The organism is Pseudomonas sp. B21-048, from assembly GCF_024748615.1.
GTDB lineage: Bacteria > Pseudomonadota > Gammaproteobacteria > Pseudomonadales > Pseudomonadaceae > Aquipseudomonas.
The window spans coordinates 4,672,269-4,690,168 of the sequence record NZ_CP087168.1 but is presented as its reverse complement, the minus strand read 5'-3'; the positions used below and the strand labels follow the sequence as shown (position 1 = coordinate 4,690,168).

The 17,900-nt window shown below is 59.0% G+C and carries 20 protein-coding genes; 8 read left to right on the top strand and 12 right to left on the bottom strand.

The window, feature by feature from the left end; translation table 11 throughout:
- Positions 1-37: 37 nt before the first annotated feature.
- From LOY56_RS21925 to LOY56_RS21905, 5 genes are all read right to left on the bottom strand, one after another.
- Positions 38-808 carry an SDR family oxidoreductase gene (locus LOY56_RS21925; protein WP_258617086.1) on the bottom strand — a complete coding sequence of 257 codons (771 nt, stop codon included), beginning with the start codon at positions 806-808 and terminating at the stop codon, positions 38-40.
- Between the two features lie 46 nt (positions 809-854).
- Complete coding sequence (phrB, locus tag LOY56_RS21920; protein ID WP_258617085.1) at positions 855-2,291, bottom strand: deoxyribodipyrimidine photo-lyase; 1,437 nt, start codon at positions 2,289-2,291, stop codon at positions 855-857.
- 34 nt (positions 2,292-2,325) lie between these two features.
- Positions 2,326-3,267 (bottom strand): MerR family transcriptional regulator, encoded by a 942-nt coding sequence (locus LOY56_RS21915; RefSeq protein WP_258617084.1) that lies wholly within the window; start codon positions 3,265-3,267, stop codon positions 2,326-2,328.
- On the bottom strand, positions 3,267-4,226 hold the full coding sequence (locus LOY56_RS21910) for a DUF523 and DUF1722 domain-containing protein (RefSeq protein WP_258617083.1): 960 nt from the start codon (positions 4,224-4,226) through the stop codon (positions 3,267-3,269). The genes LOY56_RS21915 and LOY56_RS21910 overlap by 1 nt, the downstream gene beginning before the upstream one ends.
- Positions 4,227-4,380: 154 nt before the next feature.
- Entirely contained in the window at positions 4,381-5,367 is a 987-nt protein-coding gene (locus tag LOY56_RS21905; RefSeq protein ID WP_258617082.1) for an NAD(P)/FAD-dependent oxidoreductase, read from the bottom strand.
- 196 nt (positions 5,368-5,563) lie between these two features.
- On the opposite strand from LOY56_RS21905, the gene LOY56_RS21900 reads away from it, so the two are divergent.
- On the top strand, positions 5,564-6,466 hold the full coding sequence (locus LOY56_RS21900; RefSeq protein WP_258617081.1) for a TIGR01777 family oxidoreductase: 903 nt from the start codon (positions 5,564-5,566) through the stop codon (positions 6,464-6,466).
- 13 nt (positions 6,467-6,479) lie between these two features.
- Positions 6,480-7,502 (top strand): ferrochelatase, encoded by a 1,023-nt coding sequence (gene hemH, locus LOY56_RS21895; protein WP_258617080.1) that lies wholly within the window; start codon positions 6,480-6,482, stop codon positions 7,500-7,502.
- Positions 7,503-7,530: 28 nt separating this feature from the next.
- Here hemH and LOY56_RS21890 read toward each other — a convergent pair whose 3' ends face one another.
- Positions 7,531-7,692: a hypothetical protein gene (locus LOY56_RS21890; RefSeq protein ID WP_258617079.1), complete on the bottom strand. Its 162-nt coding sequence runs from the start codon at positions 7,690-7,692 to the stop codon at positions 7,531-7,533.
- Complete coding sequence (upp, locus tag LOY56_RS21885) at positions 7,689-8,327, bottom strand: uracil phosphoribosyltransferase (protein WP_258617078.1); 639 nt, start codon at positions 8,325-8,327, stop codon at positions 7,689-7,691. The genes LOY56_RS21890 and upp overlap by 4 nt, the downstream gene beginning before the upstream one ends.
- A gap of 167 nt (positions 8,328-8,494) precedes the next feature.
- Here upp and LOY56_RS21880 point away from each other — a divergent pair, with 167 nt between their 5' ends.
- The gene (locus LOY56_RS21880) at positions 8,495-9,052 is read left to right on the top strand and encodes a hypoxanthine-guanine phosphoribosyltransferase (RefSeq protein WP_033061274.1); all 558 of its coding nucleotides are present in this window, start codon (positions 8,495-8,497) and stop codon (positions 9,050-9,052) included.
- Positions 9,053-9,152: 100 nt separating this feature from the next.
- Here LOY56_RS21880 and dauA read toward each other — a convergent pair whose 3' ends face one another.
- Positions 9,153-10,874, bottom strand: coding sequence for a C4-dicarboxylic acid transporter DauA (gene dauA, locus LOY56_RS21875; RefSeq protein WP_258617077.1), 1,722 nt, complete (start codon positions 10,872-10,874; stop codon positions 9,153-9,155).
- 151 nt (positions 10,875-11,025) lie between these two features.
- Between dauA and LOY56_RS21870 the strand changes: the two genes are divergently transcribed.
- Both LOY56_RS21870 and LOY56_RS21865 read left to right on the top strand, forming a co-directional pair.
- Entirely contained in the window at positions 11,026-11,511 is a 486-nt protein-coding gene (locus LOY56_RS21870) for a hypothetical protein (protein ID WP_123719506.1), read from the top strand.
- Between the two features lie 63 nt (positions 11,512-11,574).
- Positions 11,575-11,862, top strand: coding sequence for a PA4642 family protein (locus tag LOY56_RS21865; RefSeq protein ID WP_258617076.1), 288 nt, complete (start codon positions 11,575-11,577; stop codon positions 11,860-11,862).
- A gap of 170 nt (positions 11,863-12,032) precedes the next feature.
- Here LOY56_RS21865 and mqo read toward each other — a convergent pair whose 3' ends face one another.
- Positions 12,033-13,541, bottom strand: a complete 1,509-nt coding sequence (mqo, locus tag LOY56_RS21860) for a malate dehydrogenase (quinone) (protein WP_258617075.1) — start codon at positions 13,539-13,541, stop codon at positions 12,033-12,035.
- A 738-nt stretch (positions 13,542-14,279) separates the two neighbouring features.
- The gene (locus tag LOY56_RS21855; protein ID WP_258617074.1) at positions 14,280-14,513 is read right to left on the bottom strand and encodes a hypothetical protein; all 234 of its coding nucleotides are present in this window, start codon (positions 14,511-14,513) and stop codon (positions 14,280-14,282) included.
- 205 nt (positions 14,514-14,718) lie between these two features.
- Between LOY56_RS21855 and LOY56_RS21850 the strand changes: the two genes are divergently transcribed.
- On the top strand, positions 14,719-15,303 hold the full coding sequence (locus LOY56_RS21850; protein WP_258617073.1) for a YajG family lipoprotein: 585 nt from the start codon (positions 14,719-14,721) through the stop codon (positions 15,301-15,303).
- A 176-nt stretch (positions 15,304-15,479) separates the two neighbouring features.
- Here LOY56_RS21850 and LOY56_RS21845 read toward each other — a convergent pair whose 3' ends face one another.
- The gene (locus LOY56_RS21845) at positions 15,480-15,686 is read right to left on the bottom strand and encodes a hypothetical protein (protein WP_007939788.1); all 207 of its coding nucleotides are present in this window, start codon (positions 15,684-15,686) and stop codon (positions 15,480-15,482) included.
- A gap of 194 nt (positions 15,687-15,880) precedes the next feature.
- On the opposite strand from LOY56_RS21845, the gene LOY56_RS21840 reads away from it, so the two are divergent.
- Positions 15,881-16,159 carry a hypothetical protein gene (locus tag LOY56_RS21840; protein WP_217858836.1) on the top strand — a complete coding sequence of 93 codons (279 nt, stop codon included), beginning with the start codon at positions 15,881-15,883 and terminating at the stop codon, positions 16,157-16,159.
- A gap of 248 nt (positions 16,160-16,407) precedes the next feature.
- Here LOY56_RS21840 and LOY56_RS21835 read toward each other — a convergent pair whose 3' ends face one another.
- Positions 16,408-17,574 carry a 1-acyl-sn-glycerol-3-phosphate acyltransferase gene (locus LOY56_RS21835; RefSeq protein ID WP_258617072.1) on the bottom strand — a complete coding sequence of 389 codons (1,167 nt, stop codon included), beginning with the start codon at positions 17,572-17,574 and terminating at the stop codon, positions 16,408-16,410.
- A 139-nt stretch (positions 17,575-17,713) separates the two neighbouring features.
- Here LOY56_RS21835 and LOY56_RS21830 point away from each other — a divergent pair, with 139 nt between their 5' ends.
- Complete coding sequence (locus LOY56_RS21830; RefSeq protein WP_095051188.1) at positions 17,714-17,896, top strand: CPXCG motif-containing cysteine-rich protein; 183 nt, start codon at positions 17,714-17,716, stop codon at positions 17,894-17,896.
- Positions 17,897-17,900 lie beyond the last annotated feature (4 nt).

The following is a 17,900-nucleotide window of genomic DNA, read 5'->3' as shown; positions in this document are numbered from 1 at the left end:
TCTGCGCTGTGTGAAAGGTCTGACGGACGCTCAGACTCTATGGCAAGTCTTCGATCGGCGGAATGCTCGCCCGTTCGTCGATTGCCAGACCTGTCTGGTCGAGCAGTGGCGACAAGGGCCAAAGGACGGGCATGAGTAGCTCCGGTAAAGGAAGCTCCAGTGGACGATGCTTTAACATATCGAAGAGGTATCGTGCGGCGTCGTCTGCCGACCAGTCGAGGTATTCTGAAATTCTGTTGCTCAGGGGCATATCAATAAGCCCTGGACTGACCACGGTCATTTCGATGTTTTCCGGCGCCACTTCGCTGCGCAAGGATTCGAATAGATGATGCAACCCGGCCTTGGAGTTGCCATAGGATTCGGCCCATGGCAGGGGCAACCAGGTCACCGAGCTGGCCATGCCCACCAGATGTGGCGCAGTGCCTGCTCGCAATAGAGGCCGAGCAGCTTCGATGCAATAGCTACTGACCAGCAGGTTGGTACGCACGATGTGCTCGATGATTGATGCGTCGAACTGATGGGTTTCGACGTATTCGCAGGTGCCAGCGTTGAGGATTATGGTATCTAGAGAACCCCATTCCAGGGCAATCTGCTCGCCGATTTCGCGCACCCGTTGGCCGTTGGTCAAATCGCCCGCGAGCACCAGCACTTGTCCGGGATAACGCTCAGACAAGGCTTTCAATGGCGCCAATGAGCGGGAACTGACAGCCAGATGGGCACCGGCTTTCAGTATTTCTTCGGCCAGCGCGGCACCAATACCGTTGCTGGCGCCGGTCAACCAGTATCGCCTTGGAGGTGTGTGACTCATGCCGATCCCCTTGTTAACCCGATAATTTTTCCGGGCAATACCGTGTTCATTGCGATAAACCTCGTCGTGATGGCAGGTTCTTGAAGGCGGCCAAGGCTCGTTCGCGCGAAGCGCTCAGGTTGACGATCGGCAATGGATAATCCGTCATACCGAACAATCCGTCGAGTCTCGCGGGATAGTGCAGGTCTTTTTTGTTCATTTCATTGATCTGCGGCAACCAATGCTTGATGAAAACCCCTTCGGCATCGAACTTTTCCGACTGGCTCAGTGGGTTGAAAATCCGGAAGTAGGGTGCCGAATCGGTGCCGGTGGACGCACTCCACTGCCAACCACCGTTGTTCGCCGCCAGATCGCCGTCAATCAAGTGCCGCATGAAGAAACGCTCGCCTTCACGCCAGTCGATCAGCAGGTTTTTGGTCAGGAACATTGCCACGACCATGCGCAAGCGGTTGTGCATCCAGCCGGTCTCCAGCAATTGGCGCATGGCGGCATCAATGATCGGCAGGCCGGTACGGGCTTGCTGCCAGGCTTTGAGGTCTTCCGGGGCGTCACGCCAGGCGAGGGCTTCGGTTTCCGGGCGAAAGGCGCGGTGCCGAGAGACCCGTGGGTAGCCCACCAGAATGTGCTTATAGAATTCGCGCCACAGCAACTCGTTGATCCAGGTGACGGCACCGACCTTGCCGCTTTCGAACTCCCCCTGATTGCTTCGCAACGCAGCGTGCAGACACTGACGAGGGGAGATGACCCCGGCGGTGAGATAGGCCGAGAGCTGGCTGGTGCCGGGTTTTGCCGGGAAATCGCGCTCGCTGTGGTAATAGTCGATCTGTGCGTCGGTAAAGGTCTCGAGGCGGCGTCGGGCTTCGGTTTCGCCGGCCGGCCAGAGAGCACGTAAACTGTCGCTGGGCGTGTCGAAACCCTCGACACGGGAGGGCGGTTCGTCGCTGGCGATACCCAGTGGAGCCTGGACGGCGGGGGCGGTAACCAATCTCGGCAATGATGCATGCAAGCGTTCGTAGCAGACCTTGCGGAACTGGCTGAAAACCTGGAAATAGGTGCCGGTTCTGGTCAGCACGGTGCCGGGCTTGAACAGCAGTTGATCGAGGTAGCGGTAAAAGTCGATGCCTTGGGCTTTCAGGGCTTGGGCCACCGCGACATCACGACGGGTTTCATGAATGCCGTATTCCTCGTTGGCATGCACTGCGTCGATCTTCAATTGCTGGCACAACTCGAGCAGGACCTTCGGTGCCTCATCCCAGCGGGACGCCTTGCGAATCAGCAGCGGGATGTTCAGGGCGCCCAGCGCATGGCGCAATTCTTTCAGGTTGCGCAACCAGAAATCCACTTTGCACGGCGCATCGTCATGCGCCAGCCATTGCTGCGGACTCAGCAAATACACCGCCACACTCGGGCCGCGGGCTGCGGCGGCCGAGAGGGCGGTGTTGTCGTGTAGACGCAAGTCGCTGCGCAGCCAGATCAATTGCATGGTGGTATCCGCACGATCCATTAAAAATGTGCCATTAAATAAGCCCACGCTGAATCAGGCCCTGATGGGCCGACAACGGGTCTTCGGCCAGGGACAAGTCAGCAATGGCGGCGGTTCTTGCGGACAACTCGGTGTGGTGAATACGCACCGTTGATCCGGCAATCATTTTTGGGCAGCTGACACCATTCAAAAGTTTCGTCAGCTGCGAAAGATTCATGGCTTTGCTGGAATACAGCAGTACGCCGCGGGCTTGCAGGTGATCGACCGCCAGCGCAAGTTCGCCAGCGGGGAGTGGCCAGTCGAAGACTTCCACTGGGCAATCGACGCTGCTGATCAGCCAGGCGGTGAGCCATAAATGAGGCTCCAGCGGCAGGTCCGAATGATTGATCAGCAGCAGCGGCGCGGTGCGCAACTGACGATTGTTAAGGTAGACTCTCGCGCCGAATTTGCTGCGCAGCCAGGAATAAACAAACACCCGCTCCATCTGTGCGCCGAACTGGCCTTGCCAGCGCTGCTCCAGTTCTGCCAGCAACGGCATCAACAATCGTTCACACAAGGTGCGTGGCGGATACAGCGCCATCGCCTGGTTCACCGTGTCATCGAGGGTGCGTTCGGCCAGCTGAGTGACCGCCTGCAGCAGTGTCTGGCGCAGCACCAGCCAATCGTTCCCGACGGGGTCGGTAAGCCCCTGAGGCGTGTCGAGCAGTTGTTTGACCTGGCTGACAGCCACGCCGCGATTGAGCCAGGTAAGGATGGTCAGAATCCGTTGAACGTGTTCGGCACAGAACAGTCGATGCCCCTTGGGCGTACGCTGAGGCACGATCAACCCATAGCGCCGTTCCCAGGCGCGTAAGGTGACGGCATTGACCCCGGTCTGCCGGGACACTTCACGAATGGGCAGCCAGCCAGCGTCGAGGGCCTTCTTGAAGTCGATGCCGAGGTCTTCGCTGGCGCTGGTATCCGGTGGATTTTTCATTAAATCGCGTTTCGCAGGCTGAGGTTTTCCGGGTGCGGTTGCAGGTAAACCTGTTGCGCAATGTACGGGTCCGGGTGTTGGCGAAAGTAGTGTTTGAGCAATGTCAGTGGTACGACCAGCGGCACGATGCCATGGCGGTACTGCCCGATGACGTGCTGCACTTCCTGTTTGTCTTCAGCGCTGACGGCGTGTTTGAGATAGCCGCTGAGGTGTTGCAGTACGTTGCTGTGGGTGCCGCGTGTGGCGCATTTTTTCAGGGCCGCCATCAGTTCGCTGAAATAGCGCGGGCCCAGCACTTCGGGATCGATCTGGCCCATATTGCCCAACAAATTGCCCAGGGTTTTGTATTGCACCGGGTTGTGGGCCATCAACAGGTATTTGTAGCGCGAGTGAAAGTCAGTGAGGCCGCGCGGGGTCAGGCCTGTGTGCAGCAACTGCTGCCAGGCGCTGTAGACGAACACACGGGTGAGGAAATTTTCTCGCAGCACCGGGTCGTTGAGGCGGCCGTCTTCTTCCACCGGTAGATCAGGGTGCAACGCGCAGAAGGCCTGGGCGTAGATACCACGGCTACCGCCGTCCACTGGCGCGCCGTTGGCGTGGTAGACCTTGACTCGCTCCAGCCCGCACGAAGGGGATTTCTGCATGAAGATATAGCCGCAGATGTCGCCCAGTTCCACCGCCATTTTCTGAGCATAGTCGGCCAGCGGCCGGGTGACGTTGATCTCAGGGTGGAGGGAGCCGACAGCCTCCGGCTGTTCGGGGTTGCCGACCAGACGGATCGGTTCGCGAGGGATACCCAGGCCAATGGCGACTTCCGGACATACCGGGACGAAATCGAAATAATCGGTGAGGGTAATGCTGCACAGCCGCGAGGCTTTGTGCCCGCCGTTGTAACGCACTTCGGCTCCCATCAGGCAGGCGCTGATGGCGATTTTGGGTTTCATGGCTGTGTGGGGCATCGGAGCGCCTCGAATCCAGACCTGTACAGATTACTAGATCTGTACAACATGACTTCATCATAGATTCAAAGGCGTACAAGTCAATTTTTTTGTATAAGTTTTTGCGGGGCTGCTGCCCATGTCGACAGCAGCGATGGGCTGGACTTGAATCAATTCACTGCAGGTGTTCATGCAACCGGCGGGCTGCTTCCTGACCACTGAGCCAAGCACCTTCGACACGGCCAGACAGGCACCAGTCACCGCACACATACAGGCCCAGATCGGCATCGGCCAGGGCACCCCATTCATGGCTGCTGGCCGGCCGGGCGTACAGCCAGCGGTGAGCGAGGCTAAAGGTCGGAGCAGGCATGGCGTCGTGCAGCAGTTCGGCAAAGGCACCGTGCAATTGCTCGATCACCGCTTCCTTGGGCAGGTCGATGTGCTGCCGGCTCCAGGCACTGGTAGCGTGCAGCACCCAGGTATCGAGGGTGGTGTCGCGTCCCGGCTTACTGCGGTTGCGCGCAAGCCAGTCGAGGGGGCTGTCCTGCACAAAGCAACCTTCGATGGGGGTTTCCAGTGGTGTGTCGAACGCCAGCGCGACAGCCCAGGTAGGTTCCATTTTTACCCCGGCGGCGGCACCGGCGAGTTTCGGTGCGGCCGCCAGCAGCGCGGTCGCCTGAGGGGCGGGCGTGGCAATGACGACATGACTGAACGGACCATGGGTGAAGCCTTCGGCGTCTTGCAGATGCCAGTGCTCTTCACCGCGATAGACCTCGGTGATGCGGCAAGCGAAATGCACTTTCAGATCACCGAGCAGGCCGCGCGTGATCGCGCTCATGCGGGGTGTGCCGACCCAGCGTGTCTGTTCGTCCGGTGACAAATTGAGTTGGCCACCGTGGAAGGTATAGAGCTGTGGCGTCCACTCAGCGACCCAGCCGTTGGTTTGCCAGCGCTGGACTTCGGTGACGAAGCGGCGATCGCGAGCAGTGAAATACTGCGCGCCCATGTCCAGAGCACCCGCATCGCTGCGCTTACTCGACATGCGTCCGCCACTGCCACGGCTTTTATCGAAAAGTTGAACGACATGCCCCGCTTCCGTAAGGGCCTGGGCGGCTGAGAGTCCGGCGATGCCGGTGCCGATGATTGCGATAGGTACAGTCATAGGGGCCTCGTTTACCTGTCTGTACAGACTACGCCGTGGTTCAAACCTGTACAATATTGTTTTTTGGTATAACTTTTAGCGTCCTCGTTCTGACAGCTTGGCCTATTGTTAAGCACAGAGCCTGCCCAATACCAAAGATCCCTGCTTATAAAAATAGACTAGTGATCAGGGTAAAACGCCACGCGAGGAAGAAGTCATGCACATATTGCTGACCGGCGGTACTGGTTTGATAGGACGTCAACTCTGCCGACACTGGTTGAGCCAGGGGCATCACCTGACGGTATGGAGTCGCACGCCTGCCAAGGTCACCGATGTCTGTGGCACTCAGGTACGGGGAATCGCACGGCTTGAGGACCTGGGTCAAGAACCGGTGGATGCCATTATCAACCTCGCGGGGGCACCGATTGCCGATCGGCTCTGGACCCACAAACGCAAAGCGTTGTTGTGGAGCAGCCGGATCACCCTGACCGAAACCCTGCTGGCCTGGCTCGAAAGTCGGGAGCAGAAGCCTCAGGTGCTGATCTCCGGCTCAGCCATAGGTTGGTACGGCGACGGTGGCGAGCGAGAGTTGACTGAAAAGTCTCCACCGGTCATCGATGATTTCGCCAGTCAGTTGTGTATTGCCTGGGAAGAAACCGCGCAGCGCGCCGAGGCTTTGGGCATACGCGTGATCCTCATTCGTACCGGATTGGTGCTGTCCGCCGAGGGCGGCTTTTTGTCGCGGTTGCTGTTGCCGTTCAAACTGGGGCTGGGCGGGCCGATCGGCAATGGTCGGCAGTGGATGCCGTGGATTCATATCAAGGATCAAGTCGCCCTGATTGATTTTCTTCTGCATCGCAATGAAGCCAGCGGTCCCTATAATGCCTGCGGGCCCAAACCTGTGCGCAATCGCGAATTCGCCCAAACGTTGGGTAGCGTGTTGCATCGTCCGGCGTTCATGCCGATGCCGACTCTGGTGTTGAAGGTGTGCCTGGGTGAGTTGTCATTGTTGCTGCTGGGTGGCCAGAAGGCCATGCCGGCTCGCTTGCTGGAAGCGGGCTTCACTTTCCAGTTCACTGATTTGCGCGCGGCATTGGACGATCTGTCCAGCCGCCTTTGAAATAGGATGTTGCATGACCGATCACGCGTTGCTTCTGGTCAACCTGGGTTCACCTGCTTCCACCTCGGTGGCGGATGTGCGCAGCTACCTCAATCAATTTCTGATGGACCCGTATGTGATCGACCTGCCATGGCCGGTGCGGCGTTTGCTGGTGTCGTTGATTCTGATCAAGCGCCCGGAGCAATCGGCTCACGCTTACGCGTCAATCTGGTGGGAGGAGGGTTCGCCGCTGGTGGTGCTCAGCCGTCGTCTGCAACAGGCCATGACCGCGCAGTGGACCCACGGGCCGGTGGAACTGGCGATGCGTTACGGCGAGCCGTCGATTGAATCGATGTTGGTTCGTCTGGCGGCTCAGGGCCACAAAAAAGTCACTCTTGCGCCACTCTATCCGCAGTTTGCCGACAGCACCGTGACCACGGTGATCGAAGAAGCCAAGCGAGTGGTGCGGGAGAAGAAGCTTGATCTGCAGTTCTCGATTCTCCAGCCATTCTACGATCAACCGGAATACCTCGAGGCCCTGGTGGCCAGCGCCAAACCTTATCTGCTGCAGGATTACGATCACCTGCTGCTGAGCTTCCACGGTTTACCGGAACGGCACCTGAAGAAGCTCAACCCGGGTCACAGCTTCGAAGGTGGCGGCGATTGCTGCGCCGGGGCGCCGCCGGAAGTGGTCGCGACCTGTTATCGCGGTCAGTGCCTGCGCACCGCCGCAGAGTTTGCCAAGCGCGTGGGCTTGCCGGACGGCAAGTGGTCGGTGTCGTTCCAGTCGCGTTTGGGCCGGGCCAAGTGGATCGAACCCTACACCGAAGCGCGCCTTGATGAGTTGGCCAAAAGTGGCGTGAAGAAAGTCCTGGTGATGTGCCCGGCGTTTGTCGCCGATTGCATCGAAACACTGGAAGAGATCGGTGATCGCGGGAAGGAGCAATTCCGCGAAGCGGGAGGGGAGGAGTTGGTGCTGGTGCCGTGCCTCAACGAGGATCCGCAGTGGGCGCGGGCGTTGAGTGCCTTGTGCGAAAGAGCGCCGATAGCCCTGTAGTCATGATCAGTTCACTCAGAGCAGCGATTCATCCGCCTTCTTGTGCTTCGAGCTGTTTGCCGGGCAACAACAGGTTCAGCACAATCGCCACCACCGCCCACAGCGCGGTACCCTTGAGGCCGCTACCGGAACAATGAACAGAATCGCCTGCCAATTGAATTCCGGCGCGGTGAAGTTTGGAATCGCTCAAGCGTCCTTCTGCTTGGTGCCGAAGATCTTGTCACCGGCATCGCCCAAGCCTGGGATGATGTAACCGTGTTCGTTCAGTTTCTGATCAATGGAGGCGGTATAGATCATCACGTCCGGGTGAGCCTTCGCAACGGCGGCGATGCCTTCAGGAGCGGCTACCAGCACCATGGCGCGGATGTCCTTGCAGCCGGCCTTTTTCAGCAGGTCGATGGTGGCGACCATCGAACCACCGGTGGCGAGCATCGGGTCGATGATCATTGCCAGGCGCTCGTCGATTTCCGGCACCAGTTTTTCCAGGTAGGTATGGGCTTCGAGAGTTTCTTCGTTGCGGGCCACGCCCACGGCGCTGACTTTGGCGCCCGGGATCAGGCTCAGCACACCTTCGAGCATGCCGATACCGGCACGCAGGATCGGCACCACGGTAATTTTCTTGCCGGCGATTTTCTCCACCGACACCGTGCCGCACCAGCCTTCGATGTCGTAGCTTTCCAGCGGCAGGTCTTTGGTGGCTTCATAGGTCAGCAAGGCACCGACTTCCTGAGCGAGCTCACGGAAATTCTTTGTGCTGATGTCGGCGCGGCGCATAAGGCCAAGTTTATGGCGGATCAGCGGATGGCGGATCTCGAGAATGGGCATGGAAAGGCTCCGGGGGCGGGCAAAAAACGGCCCAGATTAATCTGTCCGAGAGTGTTGTCCTATAGACATATAGAACGTTAGTCCACAAACGCTTGATCTGGTCGTGCGGGATGCGTACCTTTGCCCGCTTTTCCCTTTTCCTCTGTCCGTCCCCCTTGGAGAGCGCCATGTCCGCTGATCTCGAGCATATCCGTCAAATCATGCGAGAGGCTGACTGCCTGTACACCGAAGCTGAAGTCGAGGCGGCCATCGCCCGCGTCGGTGCACAAATCAACGATCAGCTGGCCGAGAGCAATCCGGTAGTGTTCTGCGTGATGAACGGTGGGCTGATTTTCTCCGGCAAGCTGCTGACGTATCTGAATTTCCCGCTGGAAGCGTCCTACCTGCATGCCACCCGTTATCGCAACGAAACCAGCGGCGGCGACCTGTTCTGGAAAGCCAAGCCGGAAGTCTCGTTCATCGACCGTGACGTGCTGATCATCGACGATATTCTCGATGAAGGTCACACCTTGGGCGCGATTATCGACTTCTGCAAACACGCTGGCGCCCGCGCCGTGCACACCGCCGTGCTGATCGACAAGGACCACGACCGAAAGGCTCGCCCGGACCTGAAAGCCGATTTCGTCGGCCTGCCGTGCATCGACCGTTACATCTTCGGTTACGGCATGGACTACAAAGGCTACTGGCGTAACGCCAACGGGATTTTTGCCGTTAAAGGCATGTAACCAGGATGACTGTCTCGGGGCGATTGGCCGTCAGGCACGTTGAGGCTTGAATGCAAGGCCTCACCTCGGGATGCGTGCGCAGTTTGCTTGAACTACGTGCTCAGTTCTGTCCGGCAAGCCAGCGTTCGCTTTTGCGTCGAGCCTGTTCCAGGTTATTCACGTAGGCCAACTTGCGCTGTTCCCGATGGATGCCCGCCCGCCTGAGTTTCAGGCGTACCCGTGGAGCGGTTCCGACCAGAATCAGGCCGATGCCGTCGGTAAGGTAATCCCTGAGGATATTGTCGAAGGCAGCCAGCGCTGTCATGTCCAGCATGGGCACGGCGCTCATCTCGACGATCACCACTTTGACCTCGGGGCTGAATTTGCGCAGTACGCCCAGGGCTTTTTCCGCCGCGCCAAAAAACAGCGGCCCACGTATCGCATAGCAACGAACATGCTCCGGCATATCCTGCAAGGCTTGATGGAACTCGCGAGGCAGTTCGGCGGTGTCCGTGAGGTCGCTCATGCGTTTGATGAACAAGCCGGCGGCCAGCAACAGGCCGACGGCGACGGCCAGCACCATATCGAACAGCACCGTCAGGCTCAGGCAAGTCAGCAAGACCAGTACATCGCTGCGTGGTGCGATGCGCAGGGTATGCACGACGTGCCGGGCCTCGCTCATGTTCCATGCCACCATCACCAGCAATGCCGCCAGCGCCGCCATCGGCAAGTAGCTGAACAGGGGCGCGAGGGCGAGTATCGCCAGCAATACCACTGCGCTGTGGATAATCGCCGCCAATGGTGAAAACGCCCCGCTGCGCACATTGGTGGCGCTGCGGGCGATCGCCGCGGTGGCGGTAATGCCGCCGAACAGCGGTGCGACCAGGTTACCCAGGCCTTGACCCAGGAGTTCGGCATTGGGGTCGTGTTTGCTGCCCGTCATGCCATCGGCCACCACCGCGCACAATAACGATTCGATGGCGCCGAGCATGGCAATGGCGAAGGCTGGTGCCATTAATTGGCGGATCAAGTCGTAAGACAAGTGCAGCGGCTGGCCGTAGGGCCCCGGCAGATTCCACGGCCAGTCGAAGCTCGGCAGAAACGGCGGTATGCCGGGATGGCTGACGCCATCGACGATATAGCTGAAGCGCTCCCCCAGCGTCGCAACCGGTAACCCGCCGCTTTCCAGCGCCACCCCCAGCAATGCGCCGACGGCCAGCGCCACCAAATGCCCCGGAATCCTCGGCACAAAACGCGGCCAGACGATCAGAACCGCCAGGCACATGGCACCGATGATCCCGTCCCCCAGACGAGCGCTGGGTAACGCCTGGAGCAGTCCGCCTAATTGCTCGATGTAATGTTCGGCATGCCCGGTGGTACTCAGGCCCAGCAAATCCTTTAATTGAAGGGTGGCGATAACAATGCCGATCCCGGCGGTAAAGCCCAAGGTCACTGGATAAGGGATGTACTGAATCAGCCGTCCGGCCCGAATCAGCCCCAAGGCAATCAGGATTGCCCCGGCTAGCATGGTGCAGAGCAGCAGGCCACCCAGACCATATTGTTGGGTGATCGGCAGCAGTATCACTACGAATGCGGCTGTCGGCCCGCTGACATTGAAGCGCGAGCCTCCCGTCAGGGCGATCAGGGGCGCGGCGATCAGCACCGTATACAGACCTTGCTGGGGCGCTACCCCCACCGCAATCGCCAGGGCCATGGCCAGAGGGATGGCGATAATCCCGACCGTCACTCCGGCACTGATGTCGCCGCGCAAGCGTCTGAGGCTGTAACCTGCGCGCCAGGTCTGGCGCCAGGCGGCGAACAACGGGGGCATGGAGAATGACATGGGTACTCCACAATAGAAGGCGCACTGTTGAAATAGGGCTGAAAGCTCTTTCAGTATGCCCAGCCTTGTCTTCCAGAGTATTGACCTGGATCGGTTATTCGCCCGGTTGATCCTCATGCTAGAGTGCTCGGCCCCGCCCCCGGAGCCATCCATGAGCCTATTGATCCGCAGCTGCGCCGCCCTGTTGCTGACCGTCAGCCTGCCCCTGGCCGCCGCCCCGTCGCCGATGCACGCGCAGTTTTTGCCTCCGGACGACCTGACCCTGCGTGACGCCGAGCCCGAGCAGCAGCAACTGTTGCAGATCACCGAGTACTCAGTGGTGATCGGCAGCCAGCGCCAGTCCAACCAACAGCCGATCCCGGTCACATCGCCATTGCTGATCCGCCTCAAGGGCAAATCCTTGAACAAGGGCGCGACCATCAGCCAGGTACTGGTCAACTTCGATGGCGAAAGCAAAAGCCTGAAAAAGCCGATCTACGACGAAAAAAGCAAAACCCTGACCCTCTATTACCCGCTGGCTCAGTACCGGGTGGTGATCGATTTGCTGCGCAATGACACGGTGTATTGCCAGTTCCTCAGTTACGCCAACGGCCATATCTGGGCCGATTTGCACACAGGCAGCGTTCGTCCGCGTTGAGCCTGGCGCCTGCGCAGGGGTAAACTGCCCGCCCCGTGAAATGTCTGCGAGCTGGAGTCGGCAATGCGTAAAGATAAGAAGCAAGTAATTGGTGACGAGATCGGCGATGCGCAAATCAAACTGTTCCTCGATTTCGAACCGGTTGACGCCACTTCACCGTCGCTGCACAAACTGATCAAGGCGTACCGTGGTCTGCGTATCGATGACTTCGAGCGTTTTCTGATGTTTTTTGTCGAGGCCGGCTACGATCTGAACGGCAAGGATGAGCACGGCAATGACTTCGTCGCCCTGATCAAGGATCAGCGCAATGCCCCGGATTACATTGAGCTGATCGAAAAAGCTCGTGGCTGACCGCCTGCGCGGCATGTGAACGCCGCGTACCTTGTAGGAGCTGGCTTGCCAGCGAAGGCGGTGTCATTGGCACACCACGACGTCCCCTTCGCTGGCAAGCCAGCTCCTACGACGGTCATAAAAAAACGCCCCGCCCTCAATGAGGACGGGGCGTTTTTTATGTCACCGAATCAAGCGTAGCTTTCGGTCTCGTTACTGGCTTCAACCAGTTCCAGCGCGACGTTGTTGTGCGCGTTGATCTTGCGATACAGCGCAGCATCGGTTTCCAGGACCTTTTCCCGAGCCGGGAAGATTTCCGCGAGCTTGGCAGCCCACTCGCCATGGGCTTTGTTCGGGAAACATTTCTCGATCAGCTCAAGCATGATCGAAACAGTCACCGAAGCGCCTGGCGAGGCGCCGAGCAGGGCGGCAAGGGAACCGTCCTTGGCCGCGACGAGTTCGGTACCGAACTGCAGAACGCCACCTTTCTTCGGGTCTTTCTTGATGATCTGCACCCGTTGGCCGGCCACTTCCAGGCGCCAGTCTTCGGCTTTCGCCTGTGGATAGAAGCGACGCAAGGATTCCAGGCGCTGTTCCATCGACTGCATCACTTCGCTGACCAGGTACTTGGTCAGGTCCATGTTGTTTTTGGCCACGGCCAGCATCGGGCCGATGTTGCCGGCGCGAACCGACATCGGCAGGTCCATGAAGGAGCCATACTTGAGGAACTTGGTGGTGAAACCGGCGTAAGGTCCGAACAGCAGGGACTTCTTGCCATCGACCACGCGGGTGTCCAGGTGCGGCACGGACATCGGTGGCGAACCTACCGCAGCCTGGCTGTAGACCTTGGCCTGGTGGTGCTTGACCACTTCCGGGTTGTCGCAACGCAGCCATTGGCCACTGATCGGGAAACCGCCGAAGCCTTTGCTTTCTTCGATGCCCGAAGCTTGCAGCAGTGGCAGTGCCGCACCGCCGGCGCCGAGGAATACGAATTTCGCATCGACGTCACGGGTATTGCCGCTGTTGACGTCCTTGATGCTGACAGTCCAGCCACCGTTGTTACGCTTCAGCCCCGTCACACGCTTGCAGTACTTGACCTGGGCATCGGGTGCGCTGGTCAGGTGCTGGAGCAATTGGTTGGTCAGGGCGCCGAAGTTGACGTCGGTGCCGTTCATCACACGGGTGGCGGCGATGACTTCGTCAGCCGGGCGGCCTGGCATCATCAGCGGCATCCACTCGGCCATTTTGGCTTTGTCTTCGGTGTATTCCATGTCGGCGAAGGCGTGGTGTTTGCTCAGCGTCTTGAAACGTTCCTTGAGGAAGGAGACGCCGTCGTCGCCCTGCACGAAGCTCAGGTGCGGCACCGGGCTGATGAACGACTTGCACGAGCCGAACGTGCCTTTCTTGGTCAGGTAGGACCAGAATTGCTTCGACACCTCGAACTGGGTGTTGATGTGCACGGCTTTCTTGATGTCGACGGTGCCGTCGGCGGCCTGTGGCGTGTAGTTCAGCTCACACAGCCCGGCGTGACCGGTACCGGCGTTGTTCCACGGATTGGAACTCTCCGCGGCACCGGAATCCATCAGCTCGACGACTTCCAGCTTGATCGCGGGGTCGAGCTCTTTGAGCAGTACAGCCAGGGTGGCACTCATGATGCCGGCCCCAACCAGTACTACGTCGACTGCTTCGTTATGCGCCATTTAACGCGTCTCCAAAATCTGCAGCACCAAATTGTCGGCATGGCTGCCAGGCGTTCCGGGGCGTGTCAGTGATGCCCCAGGTACCCATGGCCAGGATCGCCATGTCCGAATCTTCGCAATTTTTTGCAACTTCGACGGATGCATGCGGCCTGGCCTCAAGAGTCACATGAACTCATTTCGGCACCCGGCTGGCAATTCGACTTATGGTCGAGACATCCGTTCGTGCAACCAAATCCGTAGCGGACAGGCTTCAGGCTCCGGTGTTCGAGGAATACTCGGTCCTGTGTCGTTGGGCTGTTGTAGACGCTAATGGTGCATGTTCAGACGCAAAACTATTCATTTGCTCGCCACACTCTTGTGAAGTTGTGAAAACCCGTTTTTTTCACGCTCTTTTGAAGACGTGAACCTCAAAAAAGGGCTGTCCCAGCCTGGCACCGTGCCCGAATGGATTGCCGCCATGGGGACATGGCAGGCAAAACGGGCAAACAGCTCAGTGACCGAGCGTAATGACAGCTCTGCAGATTCGCGAGAAGTGGGGTTTTGCTTAAAGAAACAGCAAGCGCGCCAGCCTCACTCGATCTGTGTGGGCGGCTCTCTGTGGGCGGTGCGGGGTGTCAATACCGAGGCATTGACGATGCTGCGAGGCCCGATCAGGAGACGTCCTTATAATCGGGGGGAGATTGTAACGAAGAAACGCAGGGAAATGGTCGTGTTTAATGACTTTTATTAGGCGTCCGGTCAGGTGGCCAACAGTTGTTGTGCGCGCGCACGTGGCTGGCGCTGGTTGATACGGGCACTGGCGGGCAGGGGATGGTGCAGCCAGTTGAGGCGGATTTCTTCGATTTCGACCCAACCATCGCCCATTGGCTGCAGGCTGCACTGTTTGAACGCCTGGCAGCAGCCATTGCGGTCGAGCAAGGCAAAGCAGCGATGCAGTGGGCGTGGCGCGAACAGCGAGATGAGAAAACGCATGGCAAAGTACCTTGTGGGGTGACTGCTGTGCAGGTTGCCAGAGAGCCATGACGTGCATGTGTATGGGCGGTGACAGATGTGTGACAGGAACCGCGCTGCGCCGGGTTTGTCAGAGATTTCAGTAATCGTTGCGCGACGCTAGTTCGCCGCAGTGGCGCACCGCTATACTGCGGGTCTGTTTGTGCCTGATTCTGGAGAGAAGAGCATGTTGCAACGCCTGTTGTTCGGTTTGATCACTGTGACCAGTTTGACCCTCGTCGGCTGTGCCCACAGCCCGCAACAACTGAACCCGGAACCCAAGCTGACGGCTCAGCTGGCGCCGGTCGGTCGCGGTCAGCCGGTGGTGGTGCGTGTGGTGGACGGTCGTCCGTCGCCAACCCTGGGGACTCGTGGTGGTCTGTATCCGGAGACCAGTGCAATCACCGTGCAGGGCGCGCAGATTCTGCCGAAGTTGCAGGCTCAGGCTGAGGCGGCCGTGCGCTTGTTGGGCTTTACCCCGACGACCAATGCGCTGAATGCACCGCAATTGACGGTGACCCTGGCCGAACTGAAGTATCAGTCGCCCAAGGAAGGCCTGTATGTGACTGAGGCGACGATTGGCGCGACGTTCCGTTCGGATGTGCAGAATGCCAACCGTCGTTACAGCGGTCGTTACGGTGCGTCGCTGGATCAGCGTTTTGGCATGGCGCCGAATCAGGAAACCAATACCAAGCTGGTCAGTGATGTGTTGAGTGACGCGTTGACTCGCTTGTTCAAGGACCCGACGATTGGTCAGGTGCTGGCCGAGTAACGGTTTGCTTCTTGTTTAAGGAACCCGGTGTCAGTGATGGCACCGGGTTTTTTGTGCCTGCCGCTTGTAGGCTCGAGGCTTGCCCGCGAAAGTGGCGTGTCAGACGACAATGTTGAATGTGAAATCGCCTTCGCGGGCAAGTCGGATCGCCGCACCGCTCGCTCCTACAAAGGAAATCAAGCCGCCTCTGAATAAAAATCCAGAACACTCACCCCCGTCAGCAAGTCTGTTTCCGGCAAATCCGCATGTTGATGCCCTCCCAGCGCGCAATACACCAGCCAGTGGCGGTCCTGAACGTTGAAGGCGAGGCTGCCGACTAAGGTTTGTTGTTCGTCGCTCTGGGCAATGAGGTAGAGGCGGTCCTGGTTTTCGGCGTGGAGCATGACGGGGTCCGTGTCGGTTTCGAGGGGCGACAGACTGGCGGATTTCAGATGACGGCACCGTGACACAGGACAGTCATCAGCCAAATGGTTTCGTTATTTGTCGGAAAGCCGGGGCAGGTCGGAGCGCTTTCGGTAGAATCCGCGCCGTGGTCGTCGGTCCGGCGTCTGCTATACCGGTTTGCCTGAGGTTTGTGATGTCGCTGCATTTGATTTCGCTCTTTACCGCTCATCCCGCCAAATTGATCAATTTGCTGGCCTTGCTGTTCGCCTTCCCGGGCGGCTGGTTACTGCACGCCACCCGTCGTCGCGAACAACGCGCCCTGGCCAGTATCGAGGCGCAGCGCCAAAGTCGCCCCAGTGAAGAGCCAACGCTGGATTGGGCAACCCTGCGCATGAACCGGTTTTTCTACCGTTTCGGTTTCGCCTGCCTCGGGATGGCCTTGCTGGTGTCGTGGATCAGCACCCGCGTCTGAAGATCTGACACAAGCCCCTGTGGCGAGGGAGCTTGCTCCCGCTGGGCTGCGCAGCGGCCCCAACCGGCCACCCCTTGTTGTGTCAGACACACCGCGAGCGCTGGCTTTACGACTGCTGCGTCCGGGCGCGGATCGGCCGACGGGAGCAAGCTCCCTCGCCACAGGTACAGTGCCTGACTGTCTTACCGCATCAAGACAAACAAAAACGGCGCCCCGAAAGCGCCGTTGTCGTATCCAGCCAAAATCGCTTACAGCGGCAACCGGGCCTTCACCCGATACTGATTGCGCACCGGCGTCGCATATTGCAGCACCAAAAACGGACGGTGCTCCTCAGGGCAAGCCTCCAGTCGACGCTGCCATTCTTCCTGAGCCTTGGCCAGTTCGTCAGCCGCAAACACCTCGGCCGCTTTCGGCACCTGCAGTTGCGGGTCGGCGTCTGTCCACTGCGCGTACGCCAGGTAGTGCACTGGGAACAACCGGTAACCACCAAGGATCTGCTTGTCCATTTCGATCGCCAATTGCTTGGTGTCGTCGAACAGCTCGGTGATCGGCGCGGCGAAGTTCACGTGGACCCGGCCTTTGTAACCGGTGATGCCCTTGGCGATGCTGACGTCATCCTCGCCCGGCGCTTTGGTGTAGCTGCCGGTGGTGGCGCGGATGTACAACTCGCGGGCCTTGGCCTGGTCGCACGGGTCATATTCATAGCTGATCGACACCGGGGTGAGGTTCAGCGAGCGAATGACTTCGCCGAATGGCTCGTCCTTGCGACTCATGTGGAACATCTTGAGGATCGCCGACTCGGTGCGGTCGTCGCCGTCCTTGGCTCGGCCTTCCGCCTGGGCGATCCAGATCGAGGCGCAGTCGTTGCGGATCGAGTGGTTGATGTACGCTGACAGCAGCTGATACGCCGCCATTTTTTCCCGGCGACCGGTGATCGAACGGTGCACGATGAAGCTCTTGTTCAGGCGCATCAGATCGCTGACAAAAGGCTTTTGCAGCAGGTTGTCGCCAATGGCGATGCGCGGGGTCGGCAGGCCGGCGTGGTACACGGCATAGTTGACGAAAGCCGGGTCCATCACGATGTCGCGGTGGTTGGCGATGAACAGGTAGGCGCTACCGGATTTGAATTGCTCCACGCCGGTGTAGGTCACCCCGTCCGTAGCCCGCTCAATGGTATGGTCGACGTAAAACTCGACTTTGTCCTGCAAGGTGGCCACCGACGTGATGCCGGCGAACTCACGGCGCAGCCGATGCGCTATAAGAGGTTTGAGCATCCAGCCGAGGGCACCGGCATAGCGCGGGAAACGGAAGTGGATGAGGGTATCTAGAAACGCCTTGTCGCCGAGCAGCCGGTTCAGCACTGCCGGGACTTCGCTGTCGTCGTAAGGTCGGATGGCATCGAATTCGCCCATCATGCTCTCTTGTTAGAAACGGCTAGGGTAAGTAAAGGTTTTGATCGAAAACCAACGGGGCACGGTCTGAACAGGTAGTCAGACGAAAATAGCCCTGCAAATAGACCGGCGATTATACGCACAAGTCACCTGGGAGGCCGCGATGCTCGAAACTGCGCAGTATGAATGTCCGTATTGTGGTGAAGTGGTTGAGACTTCTGTAGACCTGTCAGGAGGCGATCAGACCTATATCGAGGACTGTCAGGTGTGTTGTCGGCCGATTACGTTTGTATTGCAGGTTCACGGCGAGGAATGGCATCTCGAAGTGTTCAGTGAAAACGAGTGAGGGT